The following is a 15,731-nucleotide window of genomic DNA, read 5'->3' as shown; positions in this document are numbered from 1 at the left end:
GGCGGACGGGCCCGACGAACAACAACAGCAAGGTGGGAGGGACCATGGGAACGCCGCTGGGCATAAACCTGTCGTTCTGCGTCAAGCGCTGGGTCACCCCGGAGCTCTGGGCGCCTGTGGTGCGCGACACGCTGGGCCTCGACCTCGTGCAGTTCTCCTTCGACCTGGTCGACCCGACCTGGCCCGACGACGTGCTGGCCGGCGCCGCCCGCGATATCCGCACCGCCGCCGACCGCCACGGCGTGACCGTGCACAGCGCCTTCATCGGCCTGGCCCACTATACCTTCAACCAGATGCTCCACCCGAACCCGCGCGTCCGCGACCTCGCCGAGGCGTGGCTCGTCAAGGCCTACCGCTTTGCCGCCAGCGCCGGCATCACCCGCGTTGGCGGGCCGCTGGGCGCGATCGCTTCCCGCATCGACGGGGTGGAGCCGGACAGCATCTCCGAGGCCGACTACCAGGACCTCCTCGCCCGCATGCTCCGTCTCGGCGCCGCGGCGCGCGAGGCCGGCATCGTCGAGCTCTACGTGGAGCCGACCCCGATGCGCCGGGAATGGCCGTGGACGATCGAGCAGGCCCGCCGCATGGCCGCCGACGCCAAGGCCTCGCCGGTGCCCTGGAAGTTCTGCGTCGACTGGGGCCACGGCACCTTCGAGCCGCTCTACGGCCGCTACCGCGGCACCATGGAGAGCTGGTTCGAGGCGATCGGGCCGGAGATCGGCGCTGTCCACATTCAGCAGACCGACTACCAGTACGACCGCCACTGGGACTTCACCGAAGCCGGCGCGGTGGATCCTGCCGCCGCCGCCGCCCTCCTGAAGCGCACCGGGCTTGCGGACCGCCCCGTCTTCCTTGAAGTGTTCTATCCCTTCGAGCGGGACGACGCGTCCATCCTGGCGGCGGTGAAGCGCTCGATCGAGATCCTGAAACCCGCTTTTGCGTGAGGGCCCCTTGAACGAGCGCGTGATGAGGGACGTTGCGGGCGATCCGCCCGACGCAGACGCCGAGCACATCCGCGCCCGGGTCGCCTGGTACTATTACGTCGGCGGCCTCACCCAGCAGGAGATCGCCGACCGCATCGGCATCACCCGCCTGCGCGTGAACCGGATCGTCGGGCAGGTGCGCACCGACGGCTCCGTCCAGATCGACATCCGACTGCCGCTCGCCCGCTGCGTTGCGCTGGAGGAGAAGCTGAAGGACCGCTTCGGGCTGATCGACGCCCGCGTCGTGCCCGCGATCGACGACACCCAGGATCTCCAGCGCGTCATCGGCGAGGCGGCCGGCGCGATGCTGGACCCGCTGCTCCTCGACGGCCAGGGCTTCGGCGTCGGCTGGGGCCGGACCCTCTCCGCTGCCATCAAGCGCCTGACCCCGCGACGCTTCTCCCGCGCCTGGGTGGCCACGCTGATGGGCGGGCTGACGCGCGGCTCGGGCACCAACACCTTCGAGGTCTCCACCGAGTTCGCCCGCGTGCTCGGCGCGGAGTGCTACTACGTGGCCGCGCCGATCTACTTCCCCTCCGAGGAGAGCCGGCAGGCGCTACTGGTGCACTACGGCCTCGCCGAGGCGCTGCGCCGGGCCCGTCTCGCCGACGTGGCGCTCGTCTCCTGCGGCGACCTTTCCAGCCGATCGCTGCTCGCCTCCACGCAGATCGTCTCGGAGAACCTCGCGGGCCTCAAGGAGTCCGGCGCCGTCGGAGACCTCCTCGGTGTCTTCCTCGATGCGGACGGCAAGCCGGTGGATCATCCGCTGAACCAGCGGGTGATGGCGCTGCCGCCGACCGACCTTAAAGCGATCCCCTCCACGATCCTTGCCTCCGGCGGCCTGCACAAGGCCCCGATCGTGCGGGCGATCCTGAAGGCCGGATACGTCAAGCGCGTGGTGACCGACGAGGACACCGCGGAAGAAATGCTCTGAGCCAAGACCGGAGACTGCCCATGACCTACCTCTTGGCCATCGACGTCGGAACCCTCTCGGCCCGCGCCGGGCTGTTCGACGCCTCCGGTCGCTTCTACGCCGCCGCGTCCTGCGGCTTCGAGCTGATGCGCCCGGCCGAACACCACGTCACCTACCGCATGGCCGACATCTGGCGCGCGGTGACCACGGCCGCCGCCGACTGCCTCGGCCGCGTGCCCGGCGCCGGCGCCAAGGTGGCCGCCATCGCCTTCGACGCCACCTCTTCGCTCTACGTGGAGACGGCCGACGGCGCCCCGCTCGACGGCGGCGGCGACGTGATCTGCTGGATGGATCACCGCGGCGAGCACGAGGCGTCGGAAGTGGACGCTACCGGGCACCGCTTCCTCGACAACGTCGGCGGCGCGATCTCTCCGGAGATGAACCTGCCCAAGCTGCTCTGGCTGAAGCGCCACCGTCCGGCCACCTGGGGCAAGGTCACCGCCGCGCGCGACCTTTGCGACGAGCTCGCCCATCGCACCACCGGCGTCGACCGCCATTCCGTCTGCGGCCTCGCCTGCAAATGGCCCTACCTGCCGAACGACCCGGAGCCCTGGTGCCAGGATCTCCTGGACCGTCTCGGCCTCGGCGAACTCACCGCAATGGGTCGCCTTTCTGAACGGCCGGGCCGCGTCGGCGAAGTGCACGGCCGCACGTCTGCTGACGGCGCAGCCGCGCTCGGCGTGCCGCCGGGCATCCCGGTCGCCGTAGGCCTGATCGACGCGGAAGCCGGCGCCCTCGGCGTGCTCGGCCGCGGCTTCCGCGATCGCATGAACGGTACGCTGCCGATGATCGGCGGCACTTCCACCTGCTACATGCCCTTCGCGGTCGATGAGCGGCGCATTCCCGGCGTCTGGGGTCCGTTCAAGGACGCGGTCTTCCCGGGCTTCTGGATGCACGAGGCCGGGCAGAGCCTGTCCGGCGCCGCACTCGACGCCGTCCTCGCCGATCATCCCGCAAGCCCGGGCAAGCCCTCCGCCGAACTCCACGCCGAGACCGCCAAGGCGGTGTTCGAGGCGCTCGAGGCCGAGGGTCCGGCCTTCGGCGCCCGCCGCCACGTGGTGCCCGACTGGCTCGGCAACCGCGCCCCGCTCGGCGACGGCCGCGTCCGCGCGCTCCTCACCGGCGTCGGCACGGAAACCGGCCGCCGCTCCTTCCTGGAGGCCTACTACGCCACGGCCCGGTCGCTCGCGCTGCAGAGCCGCCACATCCTGGAGCACCTGAACGCCCACGGATTCGCCATCGAGCGCGTCGCCCTCTCCGGCGGCCACCTGCGCAACCCGCTGCTGGTCCGCCTCTACCGCGACGCGCTCGGCGCGGACCTCGTCATCAGCGACACCGCCGAACCGGTGCTGCTCGGCACCGCCATGGTCGCCTCCGTCGCCGCCGGTACCCACGCCGACCTCTTCGCCGCCCTCGACGCCATGGCGCCCGAGCAGCGTGTTGAGAAGGCCGACCCGGCCTGGAAGGCGGCCCATGAGGACGCCTACCGCGCCTATCTCAAGCTCTTCGCCGTACGCAACGAGATCGAGGCGGCTGCCCGCCGGATCGAGTCCGCGGCGCCAACCCATGCCCAAGGAGCCGCCTGACATGTCGTTTCTGCGTCTGGACAACGTCGTCAAGAGATACGGCGACCACAAGGTCATCAACGGCGTCAGCTTCGGCGCCGAGAAGGGTGAGTTCGTGGTCTTCGTCGGCCCATCCGGCTGCGGCAAGTCCACCCTGCTGCGCATGATCGCCGGGCTGGAGGACATCACCGAAGGCGACGTCTCCATCGACGGCGCGGTGGTCACCAACGTGGAGCCCGCCGCCCGCCAGGTCGCGATGGTGTTCCAGTCCTACGCGCTATACCCGCACATGAGCGTGTTCGAGAACATGGCCTTCGGCCTCAGGATGGTGAAGACGCCGCAGCCGGAGATCGAGCGCCGGGTCAAGGAGGCCGCGCGGATCCTGCAGATCGAGCCGCTCCTGGAGCGCAAGCCGCGCCAGCTCTCCGGCGGCCAGCGCCAGCGCGTCGCCATCGGCCGGGCGATCGTGCGCAACCCCAAGCTCTTCCTGTTCGACGAACCGCTCTCCAACCTCGACGCCGAATTGCGTACCCAGATGCGCGTGGAGATCGCCCGCCTCCACCGCGACATCGGCGCCACGATGGTCTACGTCACACACGACCAGATCGAGGCGATGACGCTCGCCGACCGCATCGTGGTGCTTCGCGCCGGCCTGGTGGAGCAGGTGGGCGCGCCGACCGAGCTTTACGACAACCCGGCCAACACCTTCGTCGCCGGCTTCATCGGCTCGCCCAAGATGAACTTCCTGACCGGCACCGTCACCGCCGCCGAAACCGGCCGCGTGATGGTCGCCAACGCCAACTTCGTCGGCGGCTCGCTCGTCATCCGCCCGCGCCGCGGCGGCGTGCCCAAGGTGGGCGACATGGTGATCGTGGGCCTGCGCCCGGAACACCTTGATCTCGCCAGCCCGACGCCCGCCCTCCAGCTGCGCACCGACTTCGCCGAGAACCTCGGCGGCGCCACCCAGATCTACACCCAGCCCAAGGACGGCGAGATGATCACCATCGTCGCCCAGGGCCGCCCCAAGATCACGCCGGGCGAGACCCTGACCGTCGGCGTCGCCCCGGAGTACGTCTACCTGTTCGACGAGCGTGGCGTGGCAGTGTGAGGGGATGACAAAAGTAACGAGAAGAATACAGAAGTTGCTAGTCGAGCGGTCAGGAAGGGTGGGTACCGCCGGCTGACCGGACGGCGCCCACCGCTCGCCGCCCTCACTGCGTCTTCACTGCCTCGTCGCCGTCCAGGGCGAGTTCTGCCTTGCCGCGGAGGGGATCCGGCGCTTCGGCCACGGCGGGTGCGGTCTGGAAGTGCTTGTCGATGAAGGCGAGGCCGTTCTCGATCTCGCGGGCCCACAGCGACCAGACGTGGGCGCCGTCGGTGACGCGGAACTCGGCCGAGACGCCGCTGTCCTCCATCATCGTGTAGAGCGCGAAGGCGCCGCGCCACAAGGCGTAGCCGTCGTCGTCCCCGCAGGAGATGTAGAAGGCCGGCAGCTCGGCCTTCTCCTGAAGCCGCATGGCAAGCAGCGTGAACACGTTGTCGGCGTTGAAGTAGCGCCCCTCGAAGGGCTTGCCGAACGAGCCGGAGTAATGGTCGCCGACGGCCGGCAGGATCACCCCGGCGGTCACCGTCGCTGCATCCTGGCGTTGGAAGAAGGCGGCGTGCTGCGCTTCCTTCAGATCGTCGGGCGTCTTCTCCAGGTCGGCCTTCGGCACGTTCTGCCAGATCGCGCCGGAGAAGCTGGCCGACGCCACGTAGAGATCGGGGTGGGCGAGGGCGAGCCGCAGCGCGCCGAAGCCGCCCATCGACAAGCCGGCGATCGCCCGGCCCTCGCGGTCGCGCCGCACCGGATAGCTCGCCTCGATCGCCTTGCGCAGGTCGCGCGTGATCGCGGTTTCGTAGTCGCCGGGCCCGCCGCGCTCGGCGCTGTCGACGTACCAGCTGTTCTTGGCGTCCGGCATCACGATCACGGCCGGCCGGATCTCGCCGTCCGCCATCATGCGGTCGAGCGTCGCTTCCACATCGCCGAGGTCGGTCCAGGACCGCTCGGTGCCATTGTGGCCATGAAGGAGGTAGACCACCGGCCAGCCCTCGAAGGGCGCGGTGCCGTCGGGCGTGTAGACCGCCGTGTTCATCGGCGTATCGAGAGCCTGAAGGTCGAACGACCGGTAGGTGACGGTACCGGCGAAAGCCGGGAGGGTGCCGGCCATGAGAAAGGCCGTGGTCTTGAGAAGAACGCGCATGGGTGCTCCGAAAGCAATGTTTTCGGACGGTCGCGTCTTCGATTGTCTTTGAATTGTCCGCCACCGCACGGGCGGAGAAGAGCAAAAATGGCCCCCTCGCGAAACCTGTCGGTTTTCGCTTCGGGCGTTTTGGCCAGCCGCTATCCGCGCAGCCTGTCGCTACGCACCTCATCGGACGCAAAACGCCCGTCCAGGCGATTGGTTCCAGCGACCTGCTGAAAAAGATGAAGAGAGTGTTAAGGCCCGCCCGCGACCGAGCCGACAACGGCCATCGTCAGTTCATCGAGATCGATTCGGCCGGCGAGGGCGATTTTGTCCGGATTGTCGGGGTCGGGACGGTAGTCGCCGTTGCCGTCCGACAACTGGCGCTGCAACTCGGCCGCGAGCGCCTCGCGTATCTGATTTTCGATGTTCATGAGGTCGCCATCTCGTTGCGGATGGTGACCAACCGAAGCTTCGTGCAGTTGTTCCGCCGGGCTCAGGGCTGGGAGGTGCTGGTTGCCACGGAGACGGGGGTGTGGAACGCGCCGCTGCCGGCGATCGTGGTGGCGGCGATGAAGCCGAACACCGCGACGATCAAGACGACGTCGAGAACGGCGCGGGCGCGTTCGCGCGCGGTGCGGGCCGAGAGATGGCGGGTCCGGGGAGCGGTGAAACCGACGGGGCCGAGCGGCGTGTCGAAGGTGCTCATGGACAGGGCCTCTGTGCCGTTGGACATGGCCCTATTCTCGATAGGATTGGTCGTCTTTGTCCATTCCATATTGCGGCGGGATCGTGGCACGCTTTGCCCGCGGCACGGGCTCCCCCGGAATGAAATTCCTAACGGAGCGTTAATTGCCCGGCGGCTCGGCGGGCCCGGCGATCTCCCCGCGGCGCTGCAGGACGAGTGCCACGGTCCAGCAGAGGCCGGCCCAGGCCGAGCCGACCAGCCATCCGGCCAGCACGTCCGTCGGCCAGTGGACGCCGAGATAGACGCGGCTGAGCCCGACCAGGAAGGCGATGCCCGCGGCCGCGGCGAAGACGTAGATCCGCGCCGATCGCGCGCCCTGGACGCGCATCAGGAGTGCGCCGAGAGTCAGGTAGCAGACCGCGCTCAGCATGGCGTGGCCGCTCGGAAAGCTGGCGGTCTGCACGTCCACGAGGTGGGGCACGACGTCCGGCCTGTCGCGCTCGAACACGAGCTTCAGCCCGGTTGAGAGCAGCGCCCCTCCCGCGATGGAAAGGGCGACGAGCACCGCGGCGCCCTTGCGGCGGGTGATCAGGAGATAACCGACGGAAAGCAACGTGATCAGCGCCAGCACGGGGAACCCGCCGAGCGCGGTCAGATCCACCGCCGACCGCTCCAGCCAGGCGGGCCCGATCGGATCCGACGGGTCGGCGGCCGACCGCAGCGACAGGAGGACCATGCGGTCGATGCCGTGGGTCTCGTTCTCCATCACCTCGTCGGCGATGCCGATGAAGGCGAGCAGGAACCCCGCCACCAGAGTGGTCCCGAGGAGAACCTTGGCTTCGCGCCGGGCTATCTGGGCCCAGCGCGAAACAAGGGGCTGCCGGAGGGTTGCGGAGATCCAGTTCATCGGCAGGCGACGCCGTGACGATCGACGGCCCGGTTCTCTGCAGCCGATGGCATGGACGGCTCCTCAGCGATTCAGCGTGTTCGTGTTCCTGCGCCCGGCGATCATGCCCCAGATGACGAGGACGATCACGGCGCCGACGATGGCTCCGATCAGGCCGGCGCCGTCGTTGGGACCATACCAGCCGAGGGCCTGGCCGAGATAGGTGGCCACGAAGGCGCCGATGATGCCGAGAATGGTCGTCAGGATGAACCCGCTCGGCTCGTTGCGCCCGGGGGTCAGGAACTTTGCGATCACGCCGGCGATGAAGCCGATGATGATGGTCCAGATGATGCTCATGAGGGCTGTCTCCGATGTTGATGCGGAGACAACCAGCAGGAGCCTGTTTTGTTCGGACCGCGGCCGATCAGAAACCGTAGCTGCGCGGACGGAACATGCCGCGATCGATCTCGCGCTGGCGGTATTCCAGGTCGATCCGGTCGGACGACTCGTTGAGATAGGCGAGCTCGCGCTCGGTGGCAGTCATTCCCTTGAAGACCCGGGCGGCCCGCTTGAGGGGAGCGAACATCGGAGAAGCTCCTGTGTCTGGTCGTTGTTGATGAGCGGAATATGGCCCGTTCCTCTCAGTTCAGGCAGAGGTGATGTTGCAATGCACAAATGCGCCTGACGCATAGGAAGGCCGACATCTGGTAAGGAAGATGCAACGATTGCATGGGTCGCACCGCGAACCGCCGGTCTCCGGCGAGTGCCGGGATCGATGCGCTTCAAGCGACGGGCAAAGGTCGGGACAGTTGGCGGCTGCCGACGATGCGCTCGGCGCATCGGGTTTTTTGCGACGAGGCCTCGGAACAACGGCGGTCCCTGCCAGTACGTCCCTACCAGGAACACGACGAAACGGAGGCCTACCCGATGAAAGCTCTCTGCTGGCACGGCAAGGAGGACATCCGCTGCGACAGCGTGCCCGACCCCCGCATCGAGGAGCCGCGCGACGCGATCATCCGAATGACGAGCTGCGCGATCTGCGGTTCAGATCTCCACCTCTACGACGGCTTCATGCCGGGCATGAAGTCGGGCGACATCATGGGCCACGAGTTCATGGGCGAGGTGGTCGAGGTCGGCTCCGGCAACAAGAAGCTCAAGGTCGGCGACCGCGTGGTGGTGCCCTTCACCATCGTCTGCGGCGACTGCGATCAGTGCCGCCGCAGCAACTTTTCCGTCTGCGAGCGCACCAACCGCAACAAGGATCTCGCCGACAAGGCCTTCGGCCACACCACGGCCGGGCTGTTCGGCTACACCCACCTGACCGGCGGCTATCCGGGCGGCCAGGCCGAATACGTCCGCGTGCCCTACGCCGACGTTGGTCCGGTCAAGGTACCGAGCACGCTCACTGACGAGCAGGTGCTCTTCCTTGGTGACATCTTCCCGACCGGCTGGCAGGCCGCCATCCAGTGCGACATCGAGCCGACCGATACGGTCGCGATCTGGGGCGCCGGTCCGGTCGGCCAGATGGCTGTCCGCTCCGCGGTCCTGCTCGGCGCGCGCCAGGTGATCATGATCGACAACGTCCCGGAACGCCTGTCGATGGCCGCGGCCGGCGGTGCGATCACCATCAACTTCGACGAGGAGAGCGTGGTCGAACGCCTCAACGACCTGACCGGCGGCAAGGGTCCGGAGAAGTGCATCGACGCCGTGGGCATGGAGGCCCACGCTTCCGGCTCCGTCGACAGCCTCTACGACCGCGCCAAGCAGGCGCTGATGCTGGAGACGGACCGTCCGCACGTGCTCCGCGAGATGATCTACGTCTGCCGCCCGGCGGGCGTGCTCTCCATCCCGGGCGTCTACGGTGGGCTGATCGACAAGATCCCCTTCGGCGCCCTGATGAACAAGGGTCTGACGATCCGCACCGGCCAGACCCACGTCAACAAGTGGACCGACGACCTTCTCCGCCGGATCGAGGAGGGCGAGATCGACCCGTCCTTCGTGATCACCCACACGGCGCGGCTGGAGGATGGACCGGAGTTCTACAAGACCTTCCGCGACAAGAAGGACGGCTGCATCAAGGTCGTGCTGAAGCCATGAGGAGAAACCCATGACCCGGATGAAGACGATGCTCGGTTATGCCGGTGCGAAGAGGCTCGCCCGCGGCCTCGGCTGGTTTTCGATCGCGCTCGGCGCGCTGGAACTGCTGGCGCCCCGCCGCGTGGGGGACGCGCTCGGCATGCAGCACGAGAGCGGCGCGATCCAGGCCTACGGTGCCCGCGAGATCGCCTCCGGCATCGGCATCCTGGCTGCCCGCGACCCGACGCCCTGGATCTGGGCGCGCGTCATCGGCGACGCGCTCGATCTGGCCACCCTCGCGCCGAATGCCGATCCCCGCAACCCGCAGCGCCCCTACGTGCTGATGGCGATCGGGGCGGTCGCGGGCGTGGCTCTCCTCGACTACCTGTGCGCCGACGGCCTCGCCCGCAAGGAAGACGACCACCGCAGCCGCCGCGACTACGCCGACCGTTCCGGCTTCCCGCAGTCCCCGAACGCCATGCGCGGCGCGGCGCGAGAGCCCGAGATGGTGAGCACGGCGCGGCATTGACGGCAGGGCCGGGGAGGCAGCCGCCGTTCCATGACGGCGGGTAGGTGGCCTGCAAAAAAGGAATGCGGGGCCACCCGCCCGATCCTCGCCTCGTCTTCCCTCTTAACCGTCATGGTCCGCGAAGGCGGACCACCCACGACTTTGTCGGATCAGCCGGGCGGAACGCGAAGGAAAATGCGGGAGTGGTCCGCCTGCGCGGACCATGACGGCGGTAGCAGGTGCTTGCGACAGAGAAGCCGTGATTGGTCCGGCGTCGCGGACCAGGACTGCGTCCCCTCGGCTACCTGGTTACCGGCCGTCGGGCGTGCGCAGGCCGAACCACTTGTCGCGGACCTGCTGGTAGTGCTGCTCCGGCTTGTAGGCGGCGACCTTGAGACCGAGGCCGGTGGCGGAGAGACGGCCGACGGCGGACAGGACCGCGTAGCTCGCCACCACCACGTCGCGCTCGGCCTGGACCAGCGAGATCTGCGCCGACGTCACTTCCGCCTGAGCGTTGAGAACGTCCAGCGTGGTGCGCTGGCCGACGCGCTGCTCCTCCGTCACGCCCTCCAGCGCGAGCTGAGAGGCCTCGACCTGCGAGCGCGCCGCGGTCACCTGCGAGCGGGCCGCCTGCAGCCCGCCCCAGGCTGCAACGAGCGCCGCCTGGACCTGGTCGCGCGAAACGTCCACCTCGATCTTGCGCTGGCCGAGGATCTCCTTGGCCTCGCGGACGCGCGAATAGACCTGGCCGCCCTCGTAGATCGGGATGTTGATCCGGCCCACCACCTGGGCGCTGTTGCCTGTGCGCGCGCCGAAACCGTCTTCCCACGAGCGCTGCGCGGTCGCCTCGAGCGAGACGGTCGGCAGCAGTTCGCCTTCCACCACCTGGACGTTGAACGAAGCCACGTCGGCATTGAACTGCGAGGCGAGGATCGCCGGATGCTCGGCGCGGGACTGGGCGATCGCCTGGTCGAGCGAGCGCGGCAGCACGCCGTTCAGCACCTTCGCCCGCTGCAACCCACGCGGGTCGCGGCCGATGACCTGCCGGTAGGTGCCGGCGGAGGCCTCCAGGTTGGCCTGGGCGAGCGACACGGCCGAACTGGCGGAGGCCAGCCGCGCTTCGGATTGGGCAACGTCGGTCCGCGTGCCTTCGCCGACGGTCAGCCGGTCGTCGGCGGCGCGCACCTGCTCCTGAAGGAAGCGTACGTCCTGCTGCCGCAGCCGCAGGATCGCCTGATCGCGCACCACGTCCATGTAGGCGGTGGCGGCGTCGAGGAGCACGTTCTGCTCGGTGTTGCGCAGCGACTCGCGCGCGGCCCGCACGGCGGCTTCCGCGGCCTTCGTGCCGTTCACCGTGCGAAAGCCGCTGAAGATCGGCTGCGTGAGCGTGATGCCGGCGGACGCCGAGCGAAGCTGGCCGGAACCGGCCGTCGTGTCGGTGGAGGTGACGCCGGCATCGGCGAAGGCGCTGATCGACGGGCGGTAGCCGGCGAGCGCCTGGGGAACGCCCTCGTCCGTCGCCCTCGTCGAGGCGCGGGCGGCGTTCAGGGTGGGGTTGTTTGCATAGGCGGCGGCAAGCGCCTCGGTCAGGCTGTCGGCCCTTGCCGGTGCCAGCGAGGTCGCAAGGAACAATGCCGCGGAAAGAAGAAGTGCCCGGTTCGACGCCACGACATACCCCTTGGTCGGAACGGATCGCCCGTGCTCGGTCGCATCGGAATCGGAACCACGATCCAGGGCGAAGCAGCAGCGGTGCGTGAACAGAGGTAAAGGCTGTTCGACCGGGCGATCAAGGGGAGCCGGACTGACAGAACCGTGAGCGGAAACCAAATCCCGCGGCCATGGCATATCGGCAACAACGAATGGTTAACCTCGCCTGTCGAGGTTCGGTGACGGCCTGCCCAGGGCCTGTCAGGCTCATGTCGAGGTGAGAGGCCGGATAACGTCTAGGCGTCGCGCCGGCAGTTGCGACCGCCTCAGATCAGGCCGGTCGTGCGCAGGACCACGGCCCACATCAGGCCGGAAACACCGAGGGCGCCGACGAAGTACCAGCCCCGCGGGATGGCCGCTCCGGTATGCGCAGCTGCCTTGGCGGCGCGGCGGGCGGCGATGGACGAGCTCTGCATCAGAGTCTTTCTCCCTGTCTTCGCTCGACACTGCGCGCATGAAGGTTATCCGTCCCTCTACAGAAACCATAGAAACGCTGTGTAGATCCGGCCGGACGCGGTTTTGGTAAACGGACCATTGCTTCAATAAAGACAATTGTTGAACTGGGAGGATCCGAATTCATCATCAAAATGAGCTTAGATGGTCGCGCGAATTGATCCGGCGATTGTTGGTGAAGACTGCGTGGCAGCTCCATGAAGCCAGCATGATTCCGCCGGCGCCGGCAGGGAGGCGAGGGGGACCGACGTGCCGACGATTTCCGTGGCGATGGCGACCTTCAACGGCGCGCGCTTCATCGACGAACAATTGGACAGTCTGGCGCGGCAGACCCTTCCGCCGGACGAACTGGTCGTCTCGGACGACGGCTCCACGGACGACACCCTTGCCATCGTCCAGGCTTTCGCCGCCCGTGCGGCCTTCCCGGTGCGGGTCGTCCACAACGAACGGCGGCTCGGATTCGCCGACAATTTCCTCGGCGCCTTCGCCCGGTGTTCCGGCGACGTGATCGCGCTCTGCGACCAGGACGACGTCTGGCTGCCGCACAAGTTGGAACGGCTGAACGCGGCCTTCGCCGATCCGGCGGTGGCCGGCGTGGTGCACGCCGCCACCGTGGTGGATGCATCGCTCCATCCGCTGCCGGGCCGCCGCCTCGGGCCGACGGACGACGCGCGCTACAGCCCGCTCGCCCGCGATCCCTTCGACATCGACTTCGGCTTCTCCACCGCGATCCGCCGCACCGTCTTGACGCTGATCGACCCTGCGCGTCGACCGGGCGACCTCTTCCCGGAGTACAACGTGATGGCGCACGACCAGTGGACGCGCTTTCTCGCCGATGCTTTCGGCTTCACGGTCGCCATCGCCGAACCGCTCGCCCTCTATCGTCAGCACGGCTCGAACGTGGTGGGCGCCCCCGCTGCCGGCGCCGCCGCGATCGAGGCGCTCCGCAACAGCGCGGCCGCCGGTGCGGATCGATACGACTGGCTGCGCCGCATCGCCGCCGACCGGTCGCGCGTGCTGGCGCAAGCCGGCCCGTTCGCCGACGCGGTGCTTGAGGGTCGCCGCCTGAAGGCGGCGCGGCGCTACGCCCGCCTTGCGGCCAACCTCCACCGCCGCGCCGCCCTTTATCGGTCGCAGGCGCTGCACGAGCGGATGGCGGGAGTGGCGCGTCAGGTGGTGATGGGTGGCTATACCGGACGGATCACCGGCGGTCTCGGCCTTAAGGCGCTCGCCAAGGACACCGCCTTCGCTGTCGGGCTCATTGGATCGGCCTCCGCTCCGCTCCGGTCCCCCGTTGATGCCGCCGAATAGGCCGAGGGCCGGTCAGGGATTCAGCGCCGGCACCGCCCGCCCGATCCCGACGGTCGACCCGTCGGCGAGCTTGGAATAGGCGAGCGCGATCCCGATCAGCCGCGTGTCCTTGCCGTCGCCGATGAAGATCGGCGACCCGCTCGCCCGCCCCTTCAGGTCGCAGTCGTGCAGGAAGAGCGGCGTGCCGGGCGCCACGCCGAGCACGCGGCAGTTCTTCTGGACCGAAAGCACCGACGGCCGGTCGTGGTGGTAGCCGGCCAGCATGATCGGCTTGTTGACCAGGTCGGAAAGATCGCCTTCGAAGGGGACGGCCGGTTCGATCCCGTTCAGGGAACCGTCGTAGGACGTCACCTTCACCAGTGCCCAGTCGTCGAACGACGACGCCAGTCCGCCGCCCTGCATCGTCGCGGGGATGGCGGTCGGATGGTCCGACCCGAGCACGTAGGACTGGCCCTCCGCCGTGCCCTTGTGCCGGCCCTTCGAATAGCCGGCCACGAACAGGGTGAGCCGGGCGCGCGGCGGCCCGGACTGGCCCTTGGCCTTCGGGATGCAGTGGCGGGCCATCAGGATCGCATCCGGCGCGACCAGCGTCGCCGTGCAGAAACCCCCCGTCTTGAACACCAGCCGGCCGACCGTCATCAGCGGCCAGACATCCGGTTCGGTGGCGACCCGGTCGTCACGCCCGATGACGCCTTCCGCTGCGATTGCGGAGCCGAGCCCGGCGAGCAGGCAGGCCAGGAAGCCGAACGTGAGGCGCAAGGGCGGTCTCCCGAATCGCGGGGTTCGTGCGAAGATTTGACCATGGAGCGATCAGGCCACGACAGTAGGCATGCCCCGTCCCCGCTTCAAGCATCCGCTGTCATGATCGACCGCCTTCGCGGATACTGCCGGCCGAGCGCTGATTCTGCCGGAAGCGTGGGAGGGTAGGGGGACCATGTCGAGGCTGGGCGTGCCGCGCTGGCTGGTCGTGACCGTGGTCGCGGTCGCGGTGATCCCGCTCGGCAGCGTGTCGCAGACGGCGCTCGACCTCAGCGTCCTCCTCACGGCGCTGGTCTACGTCGTGGTGACCGTGTTCTGGCGCGAGCACATCGGCGCCCGTGACCTCTCCCGCACCGCGCTGGTGCTGGCCGTGCTTCTCGCCGCCTACGTCGCCTTCCAGGCGCTCGACCTTCCCGACAATCCCTTCACCCATCCCATGTGGAAGGAGACGGCCCCGATCACCGGGGCGGCCCGCCGGTCCATCTCGATCGATCCGGCCGCCAGCATCGCCGGGATCGGCGCCCTGGTCGCCCCTTTCCTGCTGTTTGCTGTCGCCGTCACCGCGGCGCGTGAAGACAGGTCGGCCGACCGTCTGCTGCGCGCGCTCGCCGCCTTCGGTCTGATCGTCGCGCTCTATGGGCTGTTCCAGCTGTTCTTCATGCCGGACAAGCAGCTCTACTTCCAGCGCCGCTACTTCTTCAGCACCTTGACCTCCGTGTTCGTGAACCGGAACACCACCGCCACCTTCCTCGGCATCACGCTCGTGGTGCTGATCGGGCGCATGGCCGGCGCCGGAGCGACGGTGAACTGGCCGTCCATGCTGACGCGCCTGACGACGCCGGGGCGCGGCGGCCTTTCCCGCCGCGAGTGGGGAGTGCTCGTGCAGGCGCTGCCGATCGCCGTCGTCGGCCTCTCCCTGCTCCTCACCGAGTCCCGCGCCGGCATCGCCGCCTCGGCCCTCGGCGTTCTCGTGCTGATCGCCGCGCTCGCCCGGCGCCGTCCCGGGCTGGACCTGGAGGGCGAACCGCCGGCCGGCGGCTTGCGCAGGGCCGTGCTCGTTGGCGCGGGGATCATCGCTCTGGTGCTCGCCGTATTCGGCGGCCGGGTGCTGGAACGCGCCCAGCAGGTGAGCATCGTGGAAGACCTGCGCTACTGCCTGCTGCCTTCGCTCGCCCGTGCCGCGGCCGACAACCAGCCCTTCGGCACCGGCTTTGCCACCTTCAAGCTCGCCTTCGAGCCCTACCGCGACGTGGCCTGCGGCCTCACCGGGGTGCTGGAGCGCGCCCACAACGGCTACATGGAGGGTCTGATCACGCTGGGCCTGCCGTTCGTTCTGGTGCTCGCGGTCGTCGTCCTCCTTCTGGGGCGCACCTTTCTGCGCGGCCTGAAGCAGCGCAACCGCTTCCGCTGGGCCGGCGCCACCGGTCTTGCCGTGCTCGCGGTGATGCTCGCCCACTCGGCGGTGGACTTCTCGCTGCAGATCCACGGCGTCGCAATGATGGCGGCGGCCGTGCTCGGAGCCCTGGCCGGCCTCTCCAGGGGGCGGTCCGCGGCGCCCGGATTCCGTTAAAATTCGATTTTATTTCTGCCCTCGGTT

The 15,731-nt window shown here is 68.6% G+C and carries 17 protein-coding genes; 8 read left to right on the top strand and 9 right to left on the bottom strand.

All coding sequences use genetic code 11. The features are described from left to right. Positions 1 to 44 precede the first annotated feature (44 nt). Genes HZ321_RS00240 through HZ321_RS00225 form a run of 4 tightly spaced genes read left to right on the top strand, consistent with a single transcriptional unit; the run spans position 45 to position 4,629 of the window. Positions 45 to 944, top strand: coding sequence for a sugar phosphate isomerase/epimerase family protein (locus tag HZ321_RS00240; RefSeq protein ID WP_181699049.1), 900 nt, complete (start codon positions 45 to 47; stop codon positions 942 to 944). Positions 945 to 966: 22 nt separating this feature from the next. Further along, positions 967 to 1,917, top strand: a complete 951-nt coding sequence (locus HZ321_RS00235; RefSeq protein WP_181699047.1) for a sugar-binding transcriptional regulator — start codon at positions 967 to 969, stop codon at positions 1,915 to 1,917. Positions 1,918 to 1,937: 20 nt separating this feature from the next. Then, complete coding sequence (locus HZ321_RS00230; protein WP_181699046.1) at positions 1,938 to 3,542, top strand: FGGY-family carbohydrate kinase; 1,605 nt, start codon at positions 1,938 to 1,940, stop codon at positions 3,540 to 3,542. A gap of 1 nt (position 3,543) precedes the next feature. Then, entirely contained in the window at positions 3,544 to 4,629 is a 1,086-nt protein-coding gene (locus tag HZ321_RS00225) for an ABC transporter ATP-binding protein (protein ID WP_181699044.1), read from the top strand. A gap of 103 nt (positions 4,630 to 4,732) precedes the next feature. Here the strand turns inward: HZ321_RS00225 and HZ321_RS00220 are convergent, their stop codons facing one another. The 6 genes from HZ321_RS00220 to HZ321_RS00195 all read right to left on the bottom strand — a co-directional run bounded on the left by HZ321_RS00220 (position 4,733) and on the right by HZ321_RS00195 (position 7,906). Then, entirely contained in the window at positions 4,733 to 5,764 is a 1,032-nt protein-coding gene (locus HZ321_RS00220; protein WP_181699042.1) for an alpha/beta hydrolase, read from the bottom strand. Positions 5,765 to 6,000: 236 nt separating this feature from the next. Beyond that, positions 6,001 to 6,180 carry a hypothetical protein gene (locus HZ321_RS00215; protein ID WP_181699040.1) on the bottom strand — a complete coding sequence of 60 codons (180 nt, stop codon included), beginning with the start codon at positions 6,178 to 6,180 and terminating at the stop codon, positions 6,001 to 6,003. 62 nt (positions 6,181 to 6,242) lie between these two features. Further along, entirely contained in the window at positions 6,243 to 6,482 is a 240-nt protein-coding gene (locus HZ321_RS00210) for a hypothetical protein (RefSeq protein ID WP_181699038.1), read from the bottom strand. Between the two features lie 112 nt (positions 6,483 to 6,594). Beyond that, positions 6,595 to 7,341: a phosphatase PAP2 family protein gene (locus HZ321_RS00205; protein WP_181699036.1), complete on the bottom strand. Its 747-nt coding sequence runs from the start codon at positions 7,339 to 7,341 to the stop codon at positions 6,595 to 6,597. A gap of 63 nt (positions 7,342 to 7,404) precedes the next feature. Continuing rightward, a complete protein-coding gene (locus HZ321_RS00200) occupies positions 7,405 to 7,677 on the bottom strand; it encodes a GlsB/YeaQ/YmgE family stress response membrane protein (protein WP_181699035.1) in 273 nt (90 codons plus the stop codon). A 67-nt stretch (positions 7,678 to 7,744) separates the two neighbouring features. Further along, positions 7,745 to 7,906, bottom strand: a complete 162-nt coding sequence (locus HZ321_RS00195) for a DUF3563 family protein (protein WP_181699033.1) — start codon at positions 7,904 to 7,906, stop codon at positions 7,745 to 7,747. Positions 7,907 to 8,247: 341 nt separating this feature from the next. Between HZ321_RS00195 and HZ321_RS00190 the strand changes: the two genes are divergently transcribed. Further along, positions 8,248 to 9,417: a zinc-dependent alcohol dehydrogenase gene (locus HZ321_RS00190; RefSeq protein WP_181699031.1), complete on the top strand. Its 1,170-nt coding sequence runs from the start codon at positions 8,248 to 8,250 to the stop codon at positions 9,415 to 9,417. A gap of 10 nt (positions 9,418 to 9,427) precedes the next feature. Continuing rightward, positions 9,428 to 9,925 (top strand): cyclase dehydrase, encoded by a 498-nt coding sequence (locus HZ321_RS00185; RefSeq protein ID WP_181699030.1) that lies wholly within the window; start codon positions 9,428 to 9,430, stop codon positions 9,923 to 9,925. Positions 9,926 to 10,213: 288 nt separating this feature from the next. Here the strand turns inward: HZ321_RS00185 and HZ321_RS00180 are convergent, their stop codons facing one another. Both HZ321_RS00180 and HZ321_RS00175 read right to left on the bottom strand, forming a co-directional pair. Continuing rightward, entirely contained in the window at positions 10,214 to 11,572 is a 1,359-nt protein-coding gene (locus tag HZ321_RS00180; RefSeq protein ID WP_342343788.1) for a TolC family outer membrane protein, read from the bottom strand. 305 nt (positions 11,573 to 11,877) lie between these two features. Further along, entirely contained in the window at positions 11,878 to 12,027 is a 150-nt protein-coding gene (locus HZ321_RS00175; protein ID WP_181699026.1) for a hypothetical protein, read from the bottom strand. 286 nt (positions 12,028 to 12,313) lie between these two features. Here HZ321_RS00175 and HZ321_RS00170 point away from each other — a divergent pair, with 286 nt between their 5' ends. Further along, positions 12,314 to 13,375, top strand: a complete 1,062-nt coding sequence (locus tag HZ321_RS00170; protein ID WP_181699024.1) for a glycosyltransferase — start codon at positions 12,314 to 12,316, stop codon at positions 13,373 to 13,375. 12 nt (positions 13,376 to 13,387) lie between these two features. Here the strand turns inward: HZ321_RS00170 and HZ321_RS00165 are convergent, their stop codons facing one another. Beyond that, on the bottom strand, positions 13,388 to 14,134 hold the full coding sequence (locus HZ321_RS00165) for a trypsin-like serine peptidase (protein WP_181699022.1): 747 nt from the start codon (positions 14,132 to 14,134) through the stop codon (positions 13,388 to 13,390). A 175-nt stretch (positions 14,135 to 14,309) separates the two neighbouring features. Between HZ321_RS00165 and HZ321_RS00160 the strand changes: the two genes are divergently transcribed. Further along, on the top strand, positions 14,310 to 15,704 hold the full coding sequence (locus HZ321_RS00160; RefSeq protein WP_181699021.1) for an O-antigen ligase family protein: 1,395 nt from the start codon (positions 14,310 to 14,312) through the stop codon (positions 15,702 to 15,704). Positions 15,705 to 15,731: the final 27 nt, after the last annotated feature.

The organism is Chthonobacter albigriseus (assembly GCF_013839445.1).
GTDB lineage: Bacteria > Pseudomonadota > Alphaproteobacteria > Rhizobiales > Pleomorphomonadaceae > Chthonobacter > Chthonobacter albigriseus.
This window is presented reverse-complemented; position numbering and strand designations above follow the sequence as displayed.

Excerpts from the sequence above, each read along its gene's own strand:
- HZ321_RS00240 (WP_181699049.1), top strand. The coding sequence starts at position 45 with ATGGGAACGCCGCTGGGCATAAACCTGTCGTTCTGCGTCAAGCGCTGG.
- HZ321_RS00235 (WP_181699047.1), top strand. The coding sequence starts at position 967 with ATGAGGGACGTTGCGGGCGATCCGCCCGACGCAGACGCCGAGCACATC.
- HZ321_RS00230 (WP_181699046.1), top strand. The coding sequence starts at position 1,938 with ATGACCTACCTCTTGGCCATCGACGTCGGAACCCTCTCGGCCCGCGCC.
- HZ321_RS00225 (WP_181699044.1), top strand. The coding sequence starts at position 3,544 with ATGTCGTTTCTGCGTCTGGACAACGTCGTCAAGAGATACGGCGACCAC.
- HZ321_RS00220 (WP_181699042.1), bottom strand. The coding sequence starts at position 5,764 with ATGCGCGTTCTTCTCAAGACCACGGCCTTTCTCATGGCCGGCACCCTC.
- HZ321_RS00215 (WP_181699040.1), bottom strand. The coding sequence starts at position 6,180 with ATGAACATCGAAAATCAGATACGCGAGGCGCTCGCGGCCGAGTTGCAG.
- HZ321_RS00210 (WP_181699038.1), bottom strand. The coding sequence starts at position 6,482 with ATGTCCAACGGCACAGAGGCCCTGTCCATGAGCACCTTCGACACGCCG.
- HZ321_RS00205 (WP_181699036.1), bottom strand. The coding sequence starts at position 7,341 with ATGAACTGGATCTCCGCAACCCTCCGGCAGCCCCTTGTTTCGCGCTGG.
- HZ321_RS00200 (WP_181699035.1), bottom strand. The coding sequence starts at position 7,677 with ATGAGCATCATCTGGACCATCATCATCGGCTTCATCGCCGGCGTGATC.
- HZ321_RS00195 (WP_181699033.1), bottom strand. The coding sequence starts at position 7,906 with ATGTTCGCTCCCCTCAAGCGGGCCGCCCGGGTCTTCAAGGGAATGACT.
- HZ321_RS00190 (WP_181699031.1), top strand. The coding sequence starts at position 8,248 with ATGAAAGCTCTCTGCTGGCACGGCAAGGAGGACATCCGCTGCGACAGC.
- HZ321_RS00185 (WP_181699030.1), top strand. The coding sequence starts at position 9,428 with ATGACCCGGATGAAGACGATGCTCGGTTATGCCGGTGCGAAGAGGCTC.
- HZ321_RS00175 (WP_181699026.1), bottom strand. The coding sequence starts at position 12,027 with ATGCAGAGCTCGTCCATCGCCGCCCGCCGCGCCGCCAAGGCAGCTGCG.
- HZ321_RS00160 (WP_181699021.1), top strand. The coding sequence starts at position 14,310 with ATGTCGAGGCTGGGCGTGCCGCGCTGGCTGGTCGTGACCGTGGTCGCG.